General features: G+C 67.9%; 14 protein-coding genes and 1 pseudogene. 10 read left to right on the top strand and 5 right to left on the bottom strand.

Translation table 11 applies throughout. From position 1 onward, the window contains the following. Positions 1-193 precede the first annotated feature (193 nt). Together OQ968_RS18950 and OQ968_RS18955 are read right to left on the bottom strand one after the other, a co-directional pair. A pseudogene (locus tag OQ968_RS18950) lies at positions 194-424 on the bottom strand (type II toxin-antitoxin system Phd/YefM family antitoxin); the annotation flags it as partial. A gap of 24 nt (positions 425-448) precedes the next feature. After that, positions 449-1,963: an adenylate/guanylate cyclase domain-containing protein gene (locus OQ968_RS18955; RefSeq protein WP_324680677.1), complete on the bottom strand. Its 1,515-nt coding sequence runs from the start codon at positions 1,961-1,963 to the stop codon at positions 449-451. Positions 1,964-2,215: 252 nt separating this feature from the next. On the opposite strand from OQ968_RS18955, the gene OQ968_RS18960 reads away from it, so the two are divergent. The 5 genes from OQ968_RS18960 (at position 2,216) to OQ968_RS18980 (ending at position 10,463) form a co-directional block, all read left to right on the top strand. Next, positions 2,216-2,698: a single-stranded DNA-binding protein gene (locus OQ968_RS18960; RefSeq protein ID WP_324680679.1), complete on the top strand. Its 483-nt coding sequence runs from the start codon at positions 2,216-2,218 to the stop codon at positions 2,696-2,698. A gap of 80 nt (positions 2,699-2,778) precedes the next feature. Next, positions 2,779-4,455 (top strand): energy-dependent translational throttle protein EttA, encoded by a 1,677-nt coding sequence (gene ettA, locus OQ968_RS18965; RefSeq protein WP_324680681.1) that lies wholly within the window; start codon positions 2,779-2,781, stop codon positions 4,453-4,455. 94 nt (positions 4,456-4,549) lie between these two features. Next, complete coding sequence (locus tag OQ968_RS18970) at positions 4,550-9,394, top strand: NAD-glutamate dehydrogenase (protein WP_324680683.1); 4,845 nt, start codon at positions 4,550-4,552, stop codon at positions 9,392-9,394. Then, the gene (locus tag OQ968_RS18975) at positions 9,391-9,804 is read left to right on the top strand and encodes a thioesterase family protein (RefSeq protein WP_324680685.1); all 414 of its coding nucleotides are present in this window, start codon (positions 9,391-9,393) and stop codon (positions 9,802-9,804) included. Before OQ968_RS18970 ends, OQ968_RS18975 begins: the two co-directional genes overlap by 4 nt. Further along, positions 9,792-10,463: a hypothetical protein gene (locus tag OQ968_RS18980; protein ID WP_324680687.1), complete on the top strand. Its 672-nt coding sequence runs from the start codon at positions 9,792-9,794 to the stop codon at positions 10,461-10,463. Before OQ968_RS18975 ends, OQ968_RS18980 begins: the two co-directional genes overlap by 13 nt. Before the next feature lie 6 nt (positions 10,464-10,469). Here the strand turns inward: OQ968_RS18980 and OQ968_RS18985 are convergent, their stop codons facing one another. Both OQ968_RS18985 and OQ968_RS18990 read right to left on the bottom strand, forming a co-directional pair. Next, positions 10,470-12,053 carry a glycoside hydrolase family 13 protein gene (locus OQ968_RS18985; RefSeq protein ID WP_324680689.1) on the bottom strand — a complete coding sequence of 528 codons (1,584 nt, stop codon included), beginning with the start codon at positions 12,051-12,053 and terminating at the stop codon, positions 10,470-10,472. Further along, entirely contained in the window at positions 12,053-12,442 is a 390-nt protein-coding gene (locus OQ968_RS18990; protein ID WP_324680691.1) for a globin, read from the bottom strand. The genes OQ968_RS18985 and OQ968_RS18990 overlap by 1 nt, the downstream gene beginning before the upstream one ends. A gap of 155 nt (positions 12,443-12,597) precedes the next feature. On the opposite strand from OQ968_RS18990, the gene OQ968_RS18995 reads away from it, so the two are divergent. The 3 genes from OQ968_RS18995 to OQ968_RS19005 all read left to right on the top strand — a co-directional run bounded on the left by OQ968_RS18995 (position 12,598) and on the right by OQ968_RS19005 (position 13,993). Beyond that, complete coding sequence (locus OQ968_RS18995) at positions 12,598-13,245, top strand: HNH endonuclease (RefSeq protein WP_324680692.1); 648 nt, start codon at positions 12,598-12,600, stop codon at positions 13,243-13,245. Between the two features lie 66 nt (positions 13,246-13,311). Then, a complete protein-coding gene (locus OQ968_RS19000) occupies positions 13,312-13,539 on the top strand; it encodes a hypothetical protein (RefSeq protein WP_324680965.1) in 228 nt (75 codons plus the stop codon). After that, complete coding sequence (locus OQ968_RS19005) at positions 13,526-13,993, top strand: DUF5130 domain-containing protein (protein WP_324680693.1); 468 nt, start codon at positions 13,526-13,528, stop codon at positions 13,991-13,993. Before OQ968_RS19000 ends, OQ968_RS19005 begins: the two co-directional genes overlap by 14 nt. Positions 13,994-14,078: 85 nt before the next feature. Here the strand turns inward: OQ968_RS19005 and pepN are convergent, their stop codons facing one another. Then, the gene (gene pepN / locus OQ968_RS19010) at positions 14,079-16,673 is read right to left on the bottom strand and encodes an aminopeptidase N (protein WP_324680694.1); all 2,595 of its coding nucleotides are present in this window, start codon (positions 16,671-16,673) and stop codon (positions 14,079-14,081) included. Positions 16,674-16,773: 100 nt separating this feature from the next. On the opposite strand from pepN, the gene OQ968_RS19015 reads away from it, so the two are divergent. Together OQ968_RS19015 and OQ968_RS19020 are read left to right on the top strand one after the other, a co-directional pair. Further along, on the top strand, positions 16,774-17,397 hold the full coding sequence (locus tag OQ968_RS19015) for an Rv2466c family mycothiol-dependent reductase (protein WP_324680696.1): 624 nt from the start codon (positions 16,774-16,776) through the stop codon (positions 17,395-17,397). A 35-nt stretch (positions 17,398-17,432) separates the two neighbouring features. Continuing rightward, positions 17,433-17,912, top strand: coding sequence for a ribose-5-phosphate isomerase (locus OQ968_RS19020; RefSeq protein WP_324680698.1), 480 nt, complete (start codon positions 17,433-17,435; stop codon positions 17,910-17,912).

Genomic DNA, 17,912 nt, shown 5'->3' on the forward strand with positions numbered 1-17,912 from the left:
GCCGATCGGCAGGACGCAACTCCGAGTCAAGCGCTGCGGTCGACGACATGACCACATCGTCACAGAGGGGTACGACAAGTCCCGGCCACGATCCCGGGGTGCGCGATGAGCTTGTTGATTTGCTTGAGCACCGTCCGGCGTGCGGCGTGCCAATGCAGGTAGTCCTTCCACGCCTGAGGCGAGAAGACAAACTTCAATCGGCGAATTCGCCCGGGATTCCGGGACTCTGGTCCAAGGCGTCGGCGGCGTCCAGGAGTCGCCGCGCATTGCCCGGGGATCGGAACAAGTACGCCGTCTCCTGCCACGCTTCCCAGTCATCGGCGGGCATCAACACCGCGCGCCCGGCCTTCGACGTGATCTCAACCGAACTCCGGTCGGCATTCACTTTCTTAATCAGAAGGAACAGATTCTTGCGCGCCTGATTCCCCCGCTAGTTGATGAGGCCAACTCACGCGTCGGCCTCTTGTCCGAGCCCGAACACCTGTATGGCCGCCGACTTTCCTTTCAGCACATGGAATCCCCGGTCGATGAGTTTGGGCGGCCGGGACGCTAAGGCGTCGACGCACTGCTGGGTGAGAAGGATGGCATCACCGGTGGATTTGGTGAGCTGCTCGACGCGGGCCGCCACGTTGACGGTGTCACCGATAAGGGTGAACTCGAGCTTGCCGCCGCCGCCGATGGTTCCCGCGATCACCGCGCCGGTGTTGATCCCGATGCCGATGCGAAGCTCCCCGCCGAATCGCTCGGCGACACGGCGGTAAATCAATTCCGCGGCGCTCACGGCGGCATCGGCATGCCCCGCGAGGTCGTTCGGGGCGCCGAAGACGGCCAGCGCCCCGTCGCCGAGAAACTTGTTGACGTGCCCACCGGCGTCGACGACCGCAGGCACGACAATTTCGAACAACGCATTCAGGCGCGCGACCGTGTCCTCGGCGGTGTTTGCCTCGGCGAACGGGGTGAAATCGCGGATGTCGACAAACATCACCGTCACCTCCCGGCGCTCACCGGTGAACACATCGTCGCCCTGCTCCAGTAACCGCGCCGCAAGGGCCGGATCGACATACGTTCCGAACGCCCCTTGGAGTCGTTGCCGCTCAGCCAAACCCGCCTGCATGCGGTTGAACGACGCGGCCAATGCGCCGAGGTCATCGTCCTGAACGACCGGCAGGCGTTGGCTATAGTCCCCTGCCGCAACACGTTCGGTTCCTTCCGCAAGATCCTTAATCGGTTTCAGGGCCGGCGAGAAGGAGGCGAAGACCGTTATCGGCACACCGAACGCTAGGGTCACCCCGAATCCGATCACCACCCAGAGCGCGGGAATGTGACTCGCACGGTCGAACACGGCGGTGAACATGACGCCCACGACGGCGAATGCAAACGCCACCCCGAGCATGGACAGGTTCGTCCAGGTGGCGAACGTAGGGCGAGACCGCGGCAGGGAGTCCCCGATTCCCTTGCCACCCGCGAGCGCGGCCCTCACCGGCCGTAGCGGGGCCTCGACCAAGCTGTGCACCCCGATCAGGTGGCAGCCCGGCCCGAAAGTGGCGCCCACGATCCCATACTGGCCAAGCCTCGATCCGGTCGCGCCGGCAATGAGACCGACAATGACCGCCAACACGCCGGCCACGACTGCGATGACCCCTAATGCACGAGCGGTCCCTTTACGAGCCCAGACATACGTGGCCTCCAGAGCGCTCACCCGATCGTTCTCCTGGCCCGCGGCCCATCGACCGACAAGTCGCCACGCGCCCAGGCCGGGAAGAACCAACGCGTACATCATCACCAGCACCGCAACGACGGTGACACCGACCGACTCGATGTAGCGACTGGACTTTTCGAAAGCCACGATGATGAACGAAAGAAATAGGTAGACCGGGAACGCTATCGGGAAACCGATCGCGCAGATAACCCACGAGTAGCGCGTCCCGTACCGATCCCACGTCCACTGCCAGATGCGGTCCATGCCGGCAGACTAAGCGACCGGCCACCATGTCCTGCGTGTTTGAACGCGCATGGGCAATCTTCGTACCGGTTGACGACCCTGGCTCGCGTTCACCCCGGCCAGCAGGCTTATCCACAGTCACGGCTCTTTCCACAGGTTTGCCGACCGGGCCCGAGTTCGGCACGGGACCCGTCGGTGGTACGGCGCTAAATGGCGGCCAGATCGGGCGCGGTCACCGCGCGAAGAGAAAGCAAAACGAGAAGGGACAAGCCAATGTTCGAAACCCCGCTTACCGTCGTCGGCCACATCGTCAACAACCCCGAGCGTCGACAGGTCGGCACCCAGGAGGTCATGAAATTCCGGGTCGCCAGCAATTCGCGCCGCCGCACCGCTGATGGCAGCTGGGAGCCGGGCAACTCACTGTTCATCAACGTCAACTGCTGGGGCAAGCTGGTCACCGGCGTGGGTGCCGCGCTGGGCAAGGGTGCGCCGGTGATCGTGGTGGGCCACGTCTACACGAGCGAGTACGAGGACCGGGACGGCAATCGACGTTCGTCGCTGGAGATGCGCGCGACGTCGGTAGGCCCGGATGTGTCGCGGGCGATCGTGCGCATCGAGAAGCCGGGCTACACCGGTCCAACCGCCGACGAGACCACCGCGCCCACCGCGGATGCGTCCGACGCCGCTGGTGAGGACACCGAGGCCGATGACACCCTCGAGCCCGCCGCAACGGGGCCGGTGTCGCTGTCCGCTTAGCTGCCCGGTCAGCGCCGCTGGGCGATGCCTAGGATGGTTCGCGAGGCAATTCTGCACGACCAGAAAGGCAAACCCTCGGCATGGCTGAGTTCATCTACACGATGAAGAAGGTCCGCAAGGCGCACGGCGACAAGGTGATCCTGGACGACGTCACGTTGAGCTTCTTGCCGGGAGCCAAGATCGGCGTCGTCGGCCCCAACGGGGCCGGTAAGTCGAGCGTCTTGCGGATCATGGCCGGGCTGGACAAGCCGAACAACGGCGAAGCCTTCCTGGCCAACGACGCCACGGTCGGCATCCTGCTGCAGGAGCCGCCCCTGAACGAGGAGAAAACGGTTCGCGGCAACGTGGAAGAGGGCCTGGGCGACATCAAGGTCAAGCTGGACCGCTTCAACGAGGTCGCCGAGTTGATGGCCACCGACTACTCGGACGAGTTGATGGAAGAGATGGGCCGGCTGCAAGAGGAGCTGGACCACGCCGACGCGTGGGACCTCGACTCACAGCTGGAGCAGGCCATGGACGCGCTGCGCTGCCCGCCGCCGGACGACCCGGTGACGAATCTGTCCGGCGGTGAGCGACGCCGCGTGGCGCTGTGCAAGCTGCTGCTGTCCAAGCCCGACCTGCTGCTGCTCGACGAGCCGACCAACCACCTCGACGCCGAAAGCGTGCAGTGGCTCGAACAGCACCTGGCCGCCTACCCCGGCGCGATCCTGGCCGTCACCCACGACCGCTACTTCCTGGACAACGTCGCCGAATGGATCCTGGAACTCGACCGCGGGCGCGCGTATCCGTACGAGGGCAACTACTCGACCTACCTGGAGAAGAAGGCCGAGCGGCTGGCGGTGCAGGGACGCAAGGACGCCAAGCTGCAAAAGCGGCTGGCCGACGAGCTGGCCTGGGTCCGCTCCGGCGCCAAGGCCCGCCAGGCCAAGGGCAAGGCGCGGCTGCAGCGCTACGAGGAGATGGTCGCCGAGGCGGAGAAGACCCGCAAGCTCGATTTCGAGGAGATCCAGATTCCCGTCGGGCCACGGCTGGGCAACGTGGTCGTCGAGGTCGAACACCTCGACAAGGGCTACGACGGGCGCACCCTGATCAAGGATCTGTCCTTCACCCTGCCCCGCAACGGCATCGTCGGCGTCATCGGCCCCAACGGGGTCGGCAAGACCACGCTGTTCAAGACGATCGTCGGGCTCGAGCAGCCGGACAGCGGCACCGTCAAGGTCGGCGAGACCGTCAAGCTCAGCTATGTCGACCAGGCCCGCGCGGGCATCGATCCGAAGAAGACGGTGTGGGAGGTCGTCTCGGACGGGCTGGACCATATCCAGGTCGGCCAGAGCGAGATACCGTCGCGGGCCTACGTGTCGGCGTTCGGCTTCAAGGGCCCCGACCAGCAAAAGCCGGCCGGCGTGCTGTCCGGCGGCGAACGCAACCGGCTCAACCTCGCGCTGACGCTCAAGCAGGGCGGCAACCTGATCCTGCTGGACGAGCCGACCAACGACCTGGACGTCGAGACGCTGGGTTCGCTGGAGAACGCGCTGGAGAAGTTCCCCGGGTGCGCGGTGGTGATCTCGCACGACCGCTGGTTCCTGGACCGGACGTGCACGCACATCCTGGCGTGGGAGGGCGACGACGACAACGAGGCGAAGTGGTTCTGGTTCGAGGGCAACTTCGGCGCGTACGAGGAGAACAAGGTGGAACGGCTCGGCGAGGAAGCCGCCCGGCCGCACAGAGTGACCCACCGCAAGCTCACACGCGACTAGTGTCAGCTCTGCCAACGCCACGTGACGACGCGGCCGGACGGGCCGTCGAGGAGCGGGGCGCACTGGCATCCGTCGCGAGTTGGGAGGAATCGGCATGACGATCGATCCCGGAGCAAAGCAGGAACACAAGCCCTGGACCGCGTTCACCAACAAAGACGACATTCCCGACTGGATCGCGAAGGCCTACATCGAGAGCTACCGGGGCCCGCACGGTGAAGAGCCGGGCGCAGAAACCGGCACCCTCGACCTGACCGTCCCGGCCCGGATGGTGACCCCCGCCATGCTGAGCGCCCACTACCGGCTCGCCCAATGCCGCCCGGCCGGCTGCAGCTGCGTCTGCGTCCACCCCCCGGACGATCCCGCGGGATTCGGGCCGGCGCTGCAGGTCGTCACCGACCACGGCGGCATGCTGATGGACTCCGTCACGGTGCTGTTGCACCGGCTCGGGGTGCAGTACTCGGCCATCATGACCCCGGTCTTCGAGGTGCGCCGCAACGCGCAAGGGGATTTGCTCAGCGTGGAACCGAAGGCCCCCGGCACGCCGCAATACGTCGGCGAGGCTTGGATATACGTCCAGCTGCTGCCTTCGGTCGACACCAAGGCCCTCGCCGAGGTCGAGAAACTGTTGCCCAAGGTCCTCGGCGACGTGCAACAGGTCGCCAGCGACGCCGCGGCGTTGATCGCCGTCCTCGGCAACCTGGCCGCCGACGTCGAAGCCAACAAGGAAGGCCACTACACGGCGCCGGACCGCGAGGATGTCGCGGCGCTGCTGCGCTGGCTGGGCAACGGGAACTTCCTGCTGCTGGGCTACCAGCGGTGCCGGGTGCACGACGGCAGGGTCTCCGGGGACGGGTCACCCGGCCTCGGCGTGCTGCGCACCCGCACCGGTTCCCGCCCCCGATTGACCGACGACGACAAGCTGCTGGTTCTGGCCCAGTCCGTCGTCGGCAGCTACCTGCGCTACGGCGCCTACCCGTACGCCATCGCGGTCCGCGAAAACGTCGACGACGGCATCATCGAGCATCGCTTCGTCGGCCTGTTCACGGTCGCCGCCATGAACGCCGACGTGCTGGAGATCCCGTCGATCTCGAACCGGGTCCGCGAGGCGCTTTCGATGGCCGACAGCGACCCGGCCCACCCGGGCCAGCTGCTGCTCGACGTCATCCAGACCGTTCCGCGCTCGGAGCTGTTCACGCTCAGCGCCGATCGGCTCTTCGCGATGGCCAAAGCCGTGGTGGACCTGGGGTCGCAGCGCCGCGCGTTGTTGTTCCTGCGCGCCGACCGGTTGCAATACTTCGTGTCCTGCCTGGTCTACGTGCCCCGCGATCGCTACACCACCGCCGTGCGGCTGCAGATCGAGGACATCCTGGTCCGCGAGTTCGGCGGCACGCGGCTGGAATTCACCGCCCGCGTGAGCGAATCACCTTGGGCGCTCATGCATTTCATGGTGCGGCTGCCCGAACACGCCACCCCGGTCGACGTTTCCGAGGCCAACAGGTCCCGGATACAGGCGCTGTTGAGCGAAGCCGCGCGGACCTGGGGCGACCGGATCATCGGAGCCGCGGGGACCGGCGCCGTCTCGCACGACGACGCCGAGCATTACGCGGCCGCCTTCTCCGAGGCCTACAAGCAGGCCGTCACCCCCGACGACGCTATCGAACACATCGCCATCATCAACGAGCTGACCGACGACTCGGTCAAGCTGGTGTTCTCCGATCGCGGTGAGGACGGGCTCGCCCTGCTGACCTGGTTCCTGGGGGGACGCACCGCGTCGTTGAGCCAGTTGCTGCCCATGCTGCAGAGCATGGGCGTCGTGGTGCTCGAGGAGCGACCGTTCTCCGTCACCCGCCCGGACGGGCTGCCGGTGTGGATCTATCAGTTCAAGATCTCACCGCACCCGACCATCCCGCTGGCGTCGACGACGGCCGAACGGGACGCGATGGCCGAGCGATTCGCCGACGCGGTCACGGCGATATGGCAGGGCCGCGTGGAGATCGACCGGTTCAACGAGTTGGTGATGCGCGCGCGGCTGACGTGGCAGCAGGTCGTGCTGGTGCGCGCCTACGCGAAATACCTGCGGCAGGCGAACTTTCCCTACAGCCAGTCCCACATCGAAACCGTGCTCAACGACCACCCCTCCACCGCGCGGTCGCTGGTGTTGTTGTTCGAGGCGCTCTTCGACCCCCGCGCGTCCTCCTCTTCGGGGTCGCCGACGAGCCGCGACGCGCAAGCGGCCGCCGCGTCGGTCGCCGCGGACATCGACGCGGTCGTGGGGCTGGACACCGACCGCATTTTGCGTGCCTTCGCGTCGCTGGTGCAGGCCACGTTGCGGACCAATTACTTTGTGACGCGGGAGGGTTCGGCACGCGCGCGCAACGTGTTGGCGCTCAAGCTCGATGCCCAGCTGATCGAGGAGCTGCCGCTGCCGCGCCCCAAGTTCGAGATCTTCGTGTACTCGCCGCGCGTGGAAGGCGTGCACCTGCGGTTCGGCCCCGTGGCCCGCGGCGGCCTGCGCTGGTCGGATCGCCGCGACGACTTCCGCACCGAAATCCTGGGCCTGGTCAAGGCGCAAGCGGTGAAGAACGCCGTCATCGTGCCGGTCGGGGCCAAGGGCGGGTTCGTCCTCAACCGCCCGCCGCTGCCCACCGGCGACGCCGCCGCCGACCGCGAGGCGCTGCGCGCCGAGGGCGTGGCCTGCTACCAGCTGTTCATCTCCGGGTTGCTGGACGTCACCGACAACGTCGACCACGCCACCGGAAAGGTAAGCGCGCCACCGGAAGTCATACGCCGCGACGGCGACGACGCCTACCTGGTGGTGGCCGCCGACAAGGGCACCGCCACCTTCTCCGACATCGCCAACGACGTCGCCAAGTCCTACGGCTTCTGGCTGGGCGACGCGTTCGCGTCCGGGGGCTCGGTCGGCTATGACCACAAGGCGATGGGCATCACCGCCAAGGGCGCATGGGAGGCGGTCAAACGACACTTCCGGGAGATGGGCGTCGACACCCAGACCGAGGACTTCACCGTCGTCGGCATCGGGGACATGAGCGGCGACGTGTTCGGCAACGGCATGCTGCTGAGCGAGCACATCCGGCTGGTCGCCGCCTTCGATCACCGGCACGTCTTCCTCGACCCGGACCCGGACGCCGCGTCGTCGTGGCGAGAGCGCCGGCGGATGTTCGACCTGCCGCGGTCCAGCTGGGACGACTACGACAGGTCGCTGATCAGCGAGGGCGGCGGCGTGTACAGCCGTGAGCAGAAGTCCATCCCGATCAGCCCGCAGGTGCGCGACGCCCTGGGCATCGAGGGCGAAACCAGCGAGATGACCCCGCCGAACCTGATCAAGGCGATCCTGCAGGCGCCGGTGGACCTGCTGTTCAACGGCGGCATCGGCACCTACATCAAGGCCGAAACCGAGTCCGACGCCGACGTCGGCGACCGCGCCAACGACCCGGTGCGGGTCAACGCAAATCAGGTGCGCGCCAAGGTCATCGGCGAAGGCGGCAACCTCGGCGTGACAGCGTTGGGCCGCGTCGAATTCGACCTGGCGGGCGGGCGCATCAACACCGACGCGATGGACAACTCCGCCGGCGTGGACTGCTCCGACCACGAGGTCAACATCAAGATCCTGATCGACTCGCTGGTCACCGCCGGCAAGGTCAGGGCCGAGGAACGCAAGCAACTGCTCGAGTCGATGACCGACGAGGTCGCGCGGCTGGTGCTGACCGACAACGAGGACCAGAACGATCTGATCGGCACCAGCCGCGCCAATGCGGCCAGCCTGCTCCCGGTGCACGCGATGCAGATCAGGTACCTGGCCGAGGAACGCGGCGTCAACCGCGAATTGGAGGCGCTGCCATCGGAGAAGGAGATTCACCGGCGGACCGAGGCCGGCATCGGGCTCACCTCGCCCGAGCTCTGCACGCTGATGGCGCACGTCAAGCTGGGGCTCAAAGAGGAGATGCTGACCACCGAGCTGCCGGAGCAGGACGTGTTCGCGTCCAGATTGCCGGAATACTTCCCGAGGCCGCTGCGGGAACGGTTCACCCCGGAGATCCGCACGCATCAGCTGCGCCGGGAGATCGTCACCACGATGCTGATCAACGATCTGGTGGACACCGCCGGCATCAGCTATGCCTTCCGGATCACCGAGGACGTCGGCGTCGGGCCGATCGACGCCATTCGCACCTACGTGGCCACCGATGCCATCTTCGGTGTCGGTCACATCTGGCGGCGGATCCGCGCGGCGAACATGCCGGTCGCGGTGTCCGACCGGATGACGCTGGACACCCGGCGGCTGATCGACCGCGCCGGACGGTGGCTGCTCAACTATCGTCCGCAGCCGCTGGCCGTCGGCGCCGAGATCAACCGGTTCGCCGCCATGGTCAAGGCGATGACGCCGCGCATGTCGGAGTGGCTGCGCGGCGACGACAAAGCCATCGTCGAAAAGGAAGCCGCCGAATTCGCCTCGCAGGGCGCGCCGCGCGACCTCGCCTACCGGGTCGCGACCGGCCTGTATCGCTACAGCCTGCTCGACATCATCGACATCGCCGACATCACCGAGATCGACACCGCCGAGGTCGCCGACACCTATTTCGCGCTGATGGACCGGCTCGGCACCGACGCCCTGCTGACCGCGGTGTCCGAACTGCCCCGATACGACCGCTGGCATTCGTTGGCGCGCTTGGCGATTCGCGACGACATCTACTCCTCGTTGCGGTCGTTGTGCTTCGATGTGCTGGCCGTCGGGGAGCCCGACGAAAGCGGTGAAGAGAAGATCGCCGAGTGGGAACACATCAGCGCGTCCCGGGTGGAGCGGGCCCGGCGGACCCTCAACGAGATCCAGGAAAGCGGCGCAAAGGATCTCGCGACGCTGTCGGTGGCCGCGCGGCAGATCCGCCGCATGACCCGCACCAGCGGCAGGGGATCGTCGAGTTGAGTGTTGGATTCGTCGCGCCGGTGCCGGTGCGCTGGTCGGACATCGACATGTACCAGCACGTCAACCACGCCACCATGGTCACGATCCTCGAGGAGGCGCGGGTCCCGTTCCTCAGGGAGCCGTTCGGCGCCGACATCACCACCATCGGCCTGCTGATCGCCGACGTCCGGGTCACCTACAAGGATCAGCTGCGGCTGGCCGATTCGCCCCTGCAGGTGACCATCTGGACCAAGCGGCTGCGGGCGGTCGACTTCACGCTCGGCTACGAGGTGCGTTCTGTCAACGCCGATCCCGGGTCCAAGCCCGCCGTCATCGCCGAGTCGCAGCTGGCCGCGGTCCACATCGAGGAGCAGCGGCTGGTGCGGCTCTCACCACAGCATCGGGAGTATCTGCAACGTTGGGTGCGGTAGCCGAGCGCGGACTGTGGCTGGGGCCGGAACACCGGGAGGCCCACCGCGCGGACCTGGCCGCATTCGTCGACCATGCGATGCGGCTGGACGACGCCGCGGTCATCCGCCTGCGCGCCCGATCCGCCGGACTGCTGACGGCCTGGGTGGCAACGGGTTTCGACGTGCTGGCCAGCCGGGTGGTGGTGGGCAGGCTGCGGCCGGGGGACGTGACCGTGGGCGCCGACGGGTTGGCGCGCGGGCTGTCCGCGATGGACGATTCGGGCCACGTCGACCCCGGCTTCGCCATGGACTCGGCGTGGCGATCCGCGTTGCCCCCGGAGTCCGGCTTCGTCCATCTCGACGACGTGCCCGCCCGGGTGATGCTGGACCTGGCGCAGCGCGGCGCGCGACTTGCCCAGGAACACAGCAGTTCTCACGGCCCGCCGGTCTCGCTGCTCGACCAGGAGGTCATTCGGGTCAGCGCGGCCGACGTCAGCGTGGGCCTGCCGATGCGCTGCGTGTTCGCATTGACCGCGATGGGCTTTCTGCCTCAGTTGCCGGATGCGATCGACAGCGACGAAGTCATCCGCGTCCGGATACTGCCGGCGTGGTTGCGCCTCGACGCCAAATTCGGCTCGGTGCACCGGCGTCGCGGTCATGCGGCGCTGGTGCTGCGCTAAGCCGCCTCAGATCACCCAGGCCGCGCCGTCGGCCGGCAACTTGCCGCGTTCCAGCGGCGCGCTGGCCAGGATGAGCTCGCCCGGTGGCAATGCGATCGGGCGCCGGCCGGCGTTGAGCGCGCACACCACGCCCCGGGCGCCGCGCCGGAAGGTCAGCGCATGGCGCGGCGCGCTCAGCCACTCGATGTCGTCGCCCTCGAATTCGGCTCGTGTACGGCGTAATTCGATCGCCTTCCGGAAGAACGACAACGTCGACCCGGGATCCGCGGTCTGCCTTTCGACGGTCAGCGCCGCCCAGTCCGCCGGCATCGGCAGCCAGGTGTCGGCGTTCGTCGAGAAGCCGAACGGAGGAGTGTCGCCCGACCACGGCATCGGGACCCGGCACTTGTCGCGGCCGCGCTCGGTATGTCCGGAGCGTTCCCATGTCGGGTCCTGCAGCACATCGTCGGGCAGCTCGACGTCGGGCAGGCCGAGTTCCTCACCGTTGTAGATGAACACCGCGCCCGGCAGGGCGAGCATCACCATCGCCATGGCCCGCGCCCGGCGCAGCCCGATCTCCCCGCCGCCGTAGCGGGTCACCTCGCGGCCCACGTCGTGGTTGGACAGCGTCCACGTCGGGACGGCATTCTCGAGAGCCGTTGCGGCCAGCGAGTTCTCGATCGCCTCGCGGATCTCGGCGGCGTCGAAGCCGACCTTCGCCAGCCGGAAATTGAAGCCGAGGTGCAGTTCGTCGGGCCGCAGATACTCCGCCCAGCGGACGTTGTCGGTGACCCAGACCTCACCCACGGTCACCGCCGCCGGATAGTCGTTGACGACCCTGCGGATGTCGCGGTGAATCTCGTGCACGCTCGGGTGGTTGAAGCGCGGGTCGTCGTCGCTGTGGTGCAACACCTTCGCGTCGACGGCCGGCGAGTCCGGCAGACCGGGCGGCTTGGCCATCCCGTGCGCCACGTCGATGCGAAACCCGTCCACGCCGCGTTCCAGCCAGAACCGCAGCGTCTTCTCGAAGTCGTCGAAGACATCCGGATGCTCCCAGTTCAGATCCGGCTGCTCGGCGTCGAAGAGGTGCAGATACCACTGGCCGGGCTTGCCGTCGGGCTCGACCACCCGCGTCCACGCCGGCCCGCCGAACACCGACCTCCAGTTGTTGGGCGGCAGCTCCCCGTCGGCGCCGCGGCCGTCGCGGAAGAAATAGCGTTCCCGCGCGTCGGCGCCGGGGCCCGCGGCCAGGGCCGCCCGGAACCACCCGTGGGCGGAACTGGTGTGATTGGGCACCACGTCCATGGTGATCCTCATGCCCCGCTGGTGGGCCGCGGCGATCAGCCGTTCGATCGCGGCCATCCCGCCGAACAGCGGGTCGATGTCGCGGGGATCGGCGACGTCGTAGCCGTGGTCGGCCATGGGCGAGACGGTGACCGGGTTGAGCCAGATGGCGTCGACACCGAGCCGCTGCAGGTGCCCCAGCCGGGCCGTCACCCCGTCCAGGTCGCCGACGCCGTCGCCGTCGCTGTCGGCGAACGACCGTGGATACACCTGATAGAAAACCGCGCTTGACCACCACGGCCTGGAGTCCATCGCGTTGGCCGACATCAAAACGGCGAGTTGACGAGCGAGTGGGCGGCCATTTCCAGATAGTCGAGCAACTCCCGGCGGTGCTCGTCGTCGAGGGTCTGCGAGTCGATGGATGCGACGGCCGTGTGCATGCACCGCAGCCAGGCGTCGCGCTCGATGGGGCTGATCCGGAACGGGACGTGACGCATCCGCAGCCGCGGATGCCCGCGCCGGTCGGAGTAGGTTCGCGGCCCGCCCCAGTACTGCTCGAGGAACATGCGCAACCGCTCCTCGGCGCCCTCGAGGTCGTCCAGCGGATACACCTCGCGCAGTATCTCGTCCTCGGGAACCTGTGCGTAAAAGCGCGACACGATCGCGTGGAACGTCTCGGCACCGCCGACAGCGTCGTAGAAGCTCACCTGATCCATCGCGTTCCATTGTGGTGCATCACCGGCCCGACAAGGCGCGGCGGGCTTCGACAGCCGCCCGGCAACGCCCGCCGTTCACCGGATCGACACGGCGTTCACCTGCAAGAGACGTGCGATTGGCGGCGAATCATGGTGGACTGTTCCGCGGAGGATCTATGGCGCAGCGCAAGAGACGCCGCAGCCACCGAAGTTCCGGTGCCGCGGCAGGGCTAACCGGGCCCGTAACAGCGCCATGCCTGCACAGCGTCGACACCCACGCGCCGACCCGCCACGAGAGCGCGTCGATCTGGAGCCGCCGGCGGGTGCTGCTGCTGAATTCCACCTACGAGCCGCTGACCGCGCTGCCGATGCGGCGGGCGATCGTCATGGTGATCTGCGGCAAGGCCGACGTGGTGCACGACGATCCGGCCGGGCCGGTCATCCACTCGGCGACCAGGTCGATCGTGGTGCCGTCAGTGATCCAGCTGCGCAAGTATGTGCGGGTGCCCTACCGCGCCCGCGTCCCGATGACCCGCGCCGCGCTCATGCACCGCGACCGGTTCTGCTGCGCCTATTGCGGCGCGAAGGCCGACACCGTCGACCATGTGGTGCCCCGCAGCCGCGGCGGTGACCACTCGTGGGAGAACTGCGTCGCGTGCTGCTCGACCTGCAACCACCGCAAGGGCGACAAGCTGCTCACCGAGCTGGGCTGGGCGCTGCGGCGCGCGCCGCTGCCCCCGACGGGACAGCACTGGCGACTGCTGTCCACCGTCAAGGAATTGGATCCCGCCTGGGCCCGATACCTCGGTGAAGGCGCCGCCTGAGGACGACTCGGGTCCTGAGTGCGTGTGTTCGCCGCGCGGTGGGATACGGTTTGCGTCGTGAGCGTTGTGCAGATCCACCTGTTGTTCGTCGGCATCCCGTTGTTGATCGTGGTCGTGCTTGCGGGACTGATCTGGTCGCACAAGGGGCCGCACCCGGCGACCTACAAGATGTCGGAGCCGTGGACCCATCCGCCCATCCTGTGGGCGGCCACCGACGAAGCCGTCGGCGGCGAGCACGGCGGGCACGGCACGTCGGAGTTCTCGGTCGGGGGTGGCGCCAGTGGCACGTGGTGAGGTAGCGACGGTCGAGCCCGCCGAGCTGCCCAAGGGCTCGGTGATCACCACCAGCGGACGCATCTCGGGGGTCACCGAGCCCGGGGACGTGTCGGTGCACTACCCCTTCCCGATCAAGGACCTCGTCGCCATCGACGACGCGCTGAAATACGCCTCGCGGTCATCCATGGCGCGGTTCGCCATCTACCTCGGCGACCTGGGCAGCGACACCGCCGCGCGGGCCCGCGAAATCCTGGCCCGGGTGCCCACGCCCAACAACGCGGTGTTGCTCGCGGTCTCGCCGAACCAGTCCGCCATCGAGGTCGTCTACGGCGCGCAGGTGCGCGGGCGCGGCGCCGAGTCGGCCGCGCCGCTGGGGGTTGCCGCCGCCGCCTCGGCGTTCCAGCAGGGCGACCTGGTCGACGGGCTGGTCAGCGCGATCCGCGTGCTCAGCTCCGGGATCTCGCCGGCCTAGCCCCGCGAGCGTCCCCAAAATGCCGTGTAACACGGCGTGTCGGCGTACAAATGAGCGCGCTCGCGCCTCGATCGGGGGGCGTCAATCAGGAACTGTCGAAGCGGCGGGCCCTCAGCGACCGCTTCACCCCCGCCTGGCCCTCCAGCACCAGCCGGCGCAACGCGGGCGGCACCTCGGACTCCGGGGCCTGCAGGAACCGGTCGGCGGCCGCGACGCCGTCGTCGCTGATGTCCCAACCCGGGTACAGCCCGACCACCACGGTCTGGGCGACCTCGCTGGACCGTCGCGCCCAGACGCCGGGGATGGCCTCGAAGTAGCGCTCGGTGAACGGCTTGAGCAGCTCCTGCTGCCCCGGCGACGCGAAGCCCGCGATTATCGATCGGGCGGTGACGTTGGGCAGGGTGTCGTCCTCGACCACCGTGGTGAACGCCTCCTCCTTGACGGGCAGCTGCGGCCGGGCCGCGGCTGCCTGCGCGCCGTGGCGCTTGCCGGCCGCGGTCGGGTCGCGCTGCACCTCGGCGTCGATGAACGGCGTCGCCGGGCCGTCGGCGTCGACCGCGCCGGCGGTGGCCAGCGCGGTCACGATGCGCCAGCGCAGGTCGGTGTCGATCTGCAGGCCGGCCAACCCCAATTCGGCGGGTTCCCGGTCGAGCAGGCCGGCCAGCACCTCGACGTGCCGGGGCGACAGCACCGACGCGCACAGCGCGTTGAGGAACGCGAGCTGCCGATCCGATCCGGGCTCCGCGCCGCGGGCCAACTCCAGCAGCCGGTCCGCGAACTGCGGCCAGCCATGCTCGCGGGCCCAGGCCGGCTCGGCGTAGGAGCCCAGCGCCGTCTGGGCCTGCATCAGCAGCCGCTGCAACACAGCGACCTCGGTTTCGGCGTGCACGCCGCGCGACACCAGCGCCACGAAGTCACGGGCCCTCAGCTCGGCCTCGCGGGTCATCTCCCAGGCCGCCGACCACACCAGCGTGCGCGGCAGCGCCTCGGTGATGTCGGCGATCCGGTCCAGCGCCGTCCGCAGCGACTGCGCGTCCAGCCGCACCGAGCAGTAGGTCAGGTCGTCGTCGTTGACCAGAACCAACTTGCCGCGCGAAACACCAACCAGCGCAGGGACTTCCGTCTCCGGGCCCTCGACGTCGAGTTCCTCGCGGTGCACCCGCACCAGCTTGCCGGCGCCATCGTCGACCGAGTCGTCGTAGATACCGATCGCCAGCCGGTGCACCCGCGTCTCGCCCGCACCGGGCGCGGCGCCGCCCTGGCGCACCACGAACCGGGTGAACCTGCCGTCGGGGCCGTCGTCGTCGACGTCGAAATCCGCCGAAAGCGTGTTGAGCCCGGTGGTTTTCAGCCACTGCCGGCCCCAGTCCGACAGGTCGCGGCCGGACGCCTTCTCCAGCGCGGCCAGCAGGTCGTCGAACGTGGCGTTGCCGTATGCGTGGGCGCGGAAGTAGTCGCGCAGGCCGGCCAGGAACTGCTCCAGCCCGACGTAGGCAACCAGCTGCTTCAGCACCGAAGCGCCCTTGGCGTAGGTGATTCCGTCGAAGTTCACCTCGACGGCGGCCAGGTCGGGGATGTCCGCGGCGATCGGGTGCGTCGACGGCAGCTGGTCTTGGCGGTAAGCCCAGGACTTCTCGACGGTGGCGAACGTCGTCCAGGCCTCGGTGAATTCGGTTGCCTCGCTTTGGCAGAGCACCGACGCGAACGTCGCGAACGACTCGTTCAGCCACAGGTCGTCCCACCACCTCATGGTGACCAGGTCGCCGAACCACATGTGCGCCATCTCGTGCAGCACCGTCTCGGCGCGCCGCTCGTAGGACGCGCGGGTGACCTTGCTGCGAAAGACGTAGTCCTCCAGGAACGTCACCGCGCCGGCGTTTTCCATTGCGCCGGCGTTGAATTCGGGCACGAACAACTGGTCGTACTTGCCGAACGCGTACGGCAGCCCGAAGTTTCGGTGGTAGAAGCCGAAGCCCTGTTTGGTCTGGGTGAACAGCTGCTCGGCGTCCATGTACTGCGCCAGCGAGGCCCGGCAGTAGATGCCCAGCGGGATATCGCCGTGTTCGTCGGTGTAGGTGTCTTTCCACTCGGCGTACGGCCCGGCGATCAACGCCACCAGATACGTGCTCATCCGCGGGGTGGTGGCGAAGGTGTGCACCCCGTGCTTGTCGAAGTCTTGCACCGACACGGTCGCGCCGTTGGAGATCACCCTCCAGTGCCTGGGCGCCCTCACCTGGATGGCGAACGTCGCCTTGAGGTCGGGCTGGTCGAAGCAGGCGAACATGCGCTTGGCGTCGGCGGTTTCGAATTGCGAATACAGGTATGTCTCGTCGTCCACGGGGTCGACGAAGCGGTGCAGCCCCTCGCCGGTGTTGGAGTAGCGGCAGTGCGCGTCGACGACCACGACGTTGCGGTCGGCCAGCCCGGCCAGCGGGATGCCGGTCGATTCGTCGTAGCTCGAGACGTCGAGCTCGCGGCCGTTGAGGGTGGCGCTGTGGATGGCGTCGGCGGCGATGTCGATGAACGTGTCGGCGCCGGCCAGCGCGTCGAACACCACGGTGGTGGTGGACCGGAACGTGCGGTCGCCGTCGGTGAGATCGAGGTTGATCCGGTAGCTGTCGACGGTGATCAGGGCGGCGCGTTCGACGGCCTGGTCCCTGGTGAGGTTAGGAAGGGCCACGCGTCCAACTTAGAGCGTGCGGGACCGGCGCCGCAGGGCGGGAACAGGCGTGCGCCGTCTACGGTTGTGCTCAACGGTGCCGTTGACGAGAGGACTGGCAATGCCCGAGAAAGCCCCCGTGAAAAACCAAGCCGATTTCTGGTTCGACCCACTGTGTCCGTGGTGCTGGATCACGTCGCGCTGGATCCTCGAGGTGGAGAAGGTCCGCGACATCGAGGTGAACTTCCACGTCATGAGCCTGGCGATACTCAACGAAAACCGCGAAGGCCTGCCGGACAAATATCGCGAGTTGATGAAGCATGCGTGGGGGCCGGTGCGGGTGGCGATCGCCGCCGAGCAGGCCCACGGGGCGGGCGTTTTGGACCCGCTGTACACCGCGATGGGCACCCGGATTCACAACGAGGACAACAAGGACCTCGAGGAGGTCATCAGGTTGTCGCTCGCCGACGCCGGGCTGCCCGCGGAGCTGGCCAAGGCCGCGGACAGCGACGCCTACGACGACGCGCTGCGCAAGAGCCATCACGCCGGGATGGACGCCGTCGGTGACGATGTCGGCACGCCGACCATCCACGTCAACGGGGTGGCATTCTTCGGTCCGGTCCTGTCGAAGATCCCGCGCGGCGAGGAGGCCGGCAAGCTCTGGGACGCGTCGGTGACCTTCGCCTCCTACCCACACTTCTTCGAGCTCAAGCGGACCCGCACCGAGAAGCCGGAATTCGACTAGCCTCGGCGGCCCGCGGCTGTGTAAGGATTGCGGGCATGCGCGTCTACCTCGGCTCTGACCACGCGGGATACGAGCTCAAGCAGCAGATCGTCGAGCACCTCGAGAAGACCGGGCACGAGCCGATCGACTGCGGCGCCTTCGGTTACGACCCCGACGACGACTACCCGGCGTTCTGCATCGCCGCCGCGACGCGCACGGTGGCCGACCCGGACAGCCTGGGCATCGTGCTGGGCGGCTCGGGCAACGGCGAGCAGATCGCGGCCAACAAGGTCCCCGGGGCCCGCTGCGCGCTGGCGTGGAGCGTCGAGACCGCGACGCTGGCGCGGGAACACAACGACGCGCAGCTGATCGGCATCGGCGGCCGCATGCACACCGTCGACGAGGCGTTGTCCATCGTGGACGCCTTCCTCACCGCGCGGTGGTCGAAAGCCGAACGCCACCAACGGCGTATCGACATCCTCGCCGAGTACGAACGCACGCATCAGGCGCCGCCGGTGCCCGGCGCCCAGGCCTAG

The sequence above is a fragment of the Mycobacterium sp. 663a-19 genome (assembly GCF_035616495.1).
Lineage (GTDB): Bacteria > Actinomycetota > Actinomycetes > Mycobacteriales > Mycobacteriaceae > Mycobacterium.

Bases quoted from the DNA above. Each gene is read 5' to 3' on its own strand.
- OQ968_RS18985 (WP_324680689.1), bottom strand. From the start codon at position 12,053: ATGTCGGCCAACGCGATGGACTCCAGGCCGTGGTGGTCAAGCGCGGTT.
- OQ968_RS18955 (WP_324680677.1), bottom strand. From the start codon at position 1,963: ATGGACCGCATCTGGCAGTGGACGTGGGATCGGTACGGGACGCGCTAC.
- OQ968_RS19015 (WP_324680696.1), top strand. From the start codon at position 16,774: ATGCCCGAGAAAGCCCCCGTGAAAAACCAAGCCGATTTCTGGTTCGAC.
- OQ968_RS19020 (WP_324680698.1), top strand. From the start codon at position 17,433: ATGCGCGTCTACCTCGGCTCTGACCACGCGGGATACGAGCTCAAGCAG.
- ettA (WP_324680681.1), top strand. From the start codon at position 2,779: ATGGCTGAGTTCATCTACACGATGAAGAAGGTCCGCAAGGCGCACGGC.
- OQ968_RS18970 (WP_324680683.1), top strand. From the start codon at position 4,550: ATGACGATCGATCCCGGAGCAAAGCAGGAACACAAGCCCTGGACCGCG.
- OQ968_RS18960 (WP_324680679.1), top strand. From the start codon at position 2,216: ATGTTCGAAACCCCGCTTACCGTCGTCGGCCACATCGTCAACAACCCC.
- OQ968_RS18995 (WP_324680692.1), top strand. From the start codon at position 12,598: ATGGCGCAGCGCAAGAGACGCCGCAGCCACCGAAGTTCCGGTGCCGCG.
- OQ968_RS18990 (WP_324680691.1), bottom strand. From the start codon at position 12,442: ATGGATCAGGTGAGCTTCTACGACGCTGTCGGCGGTGCCGAGACGTTC.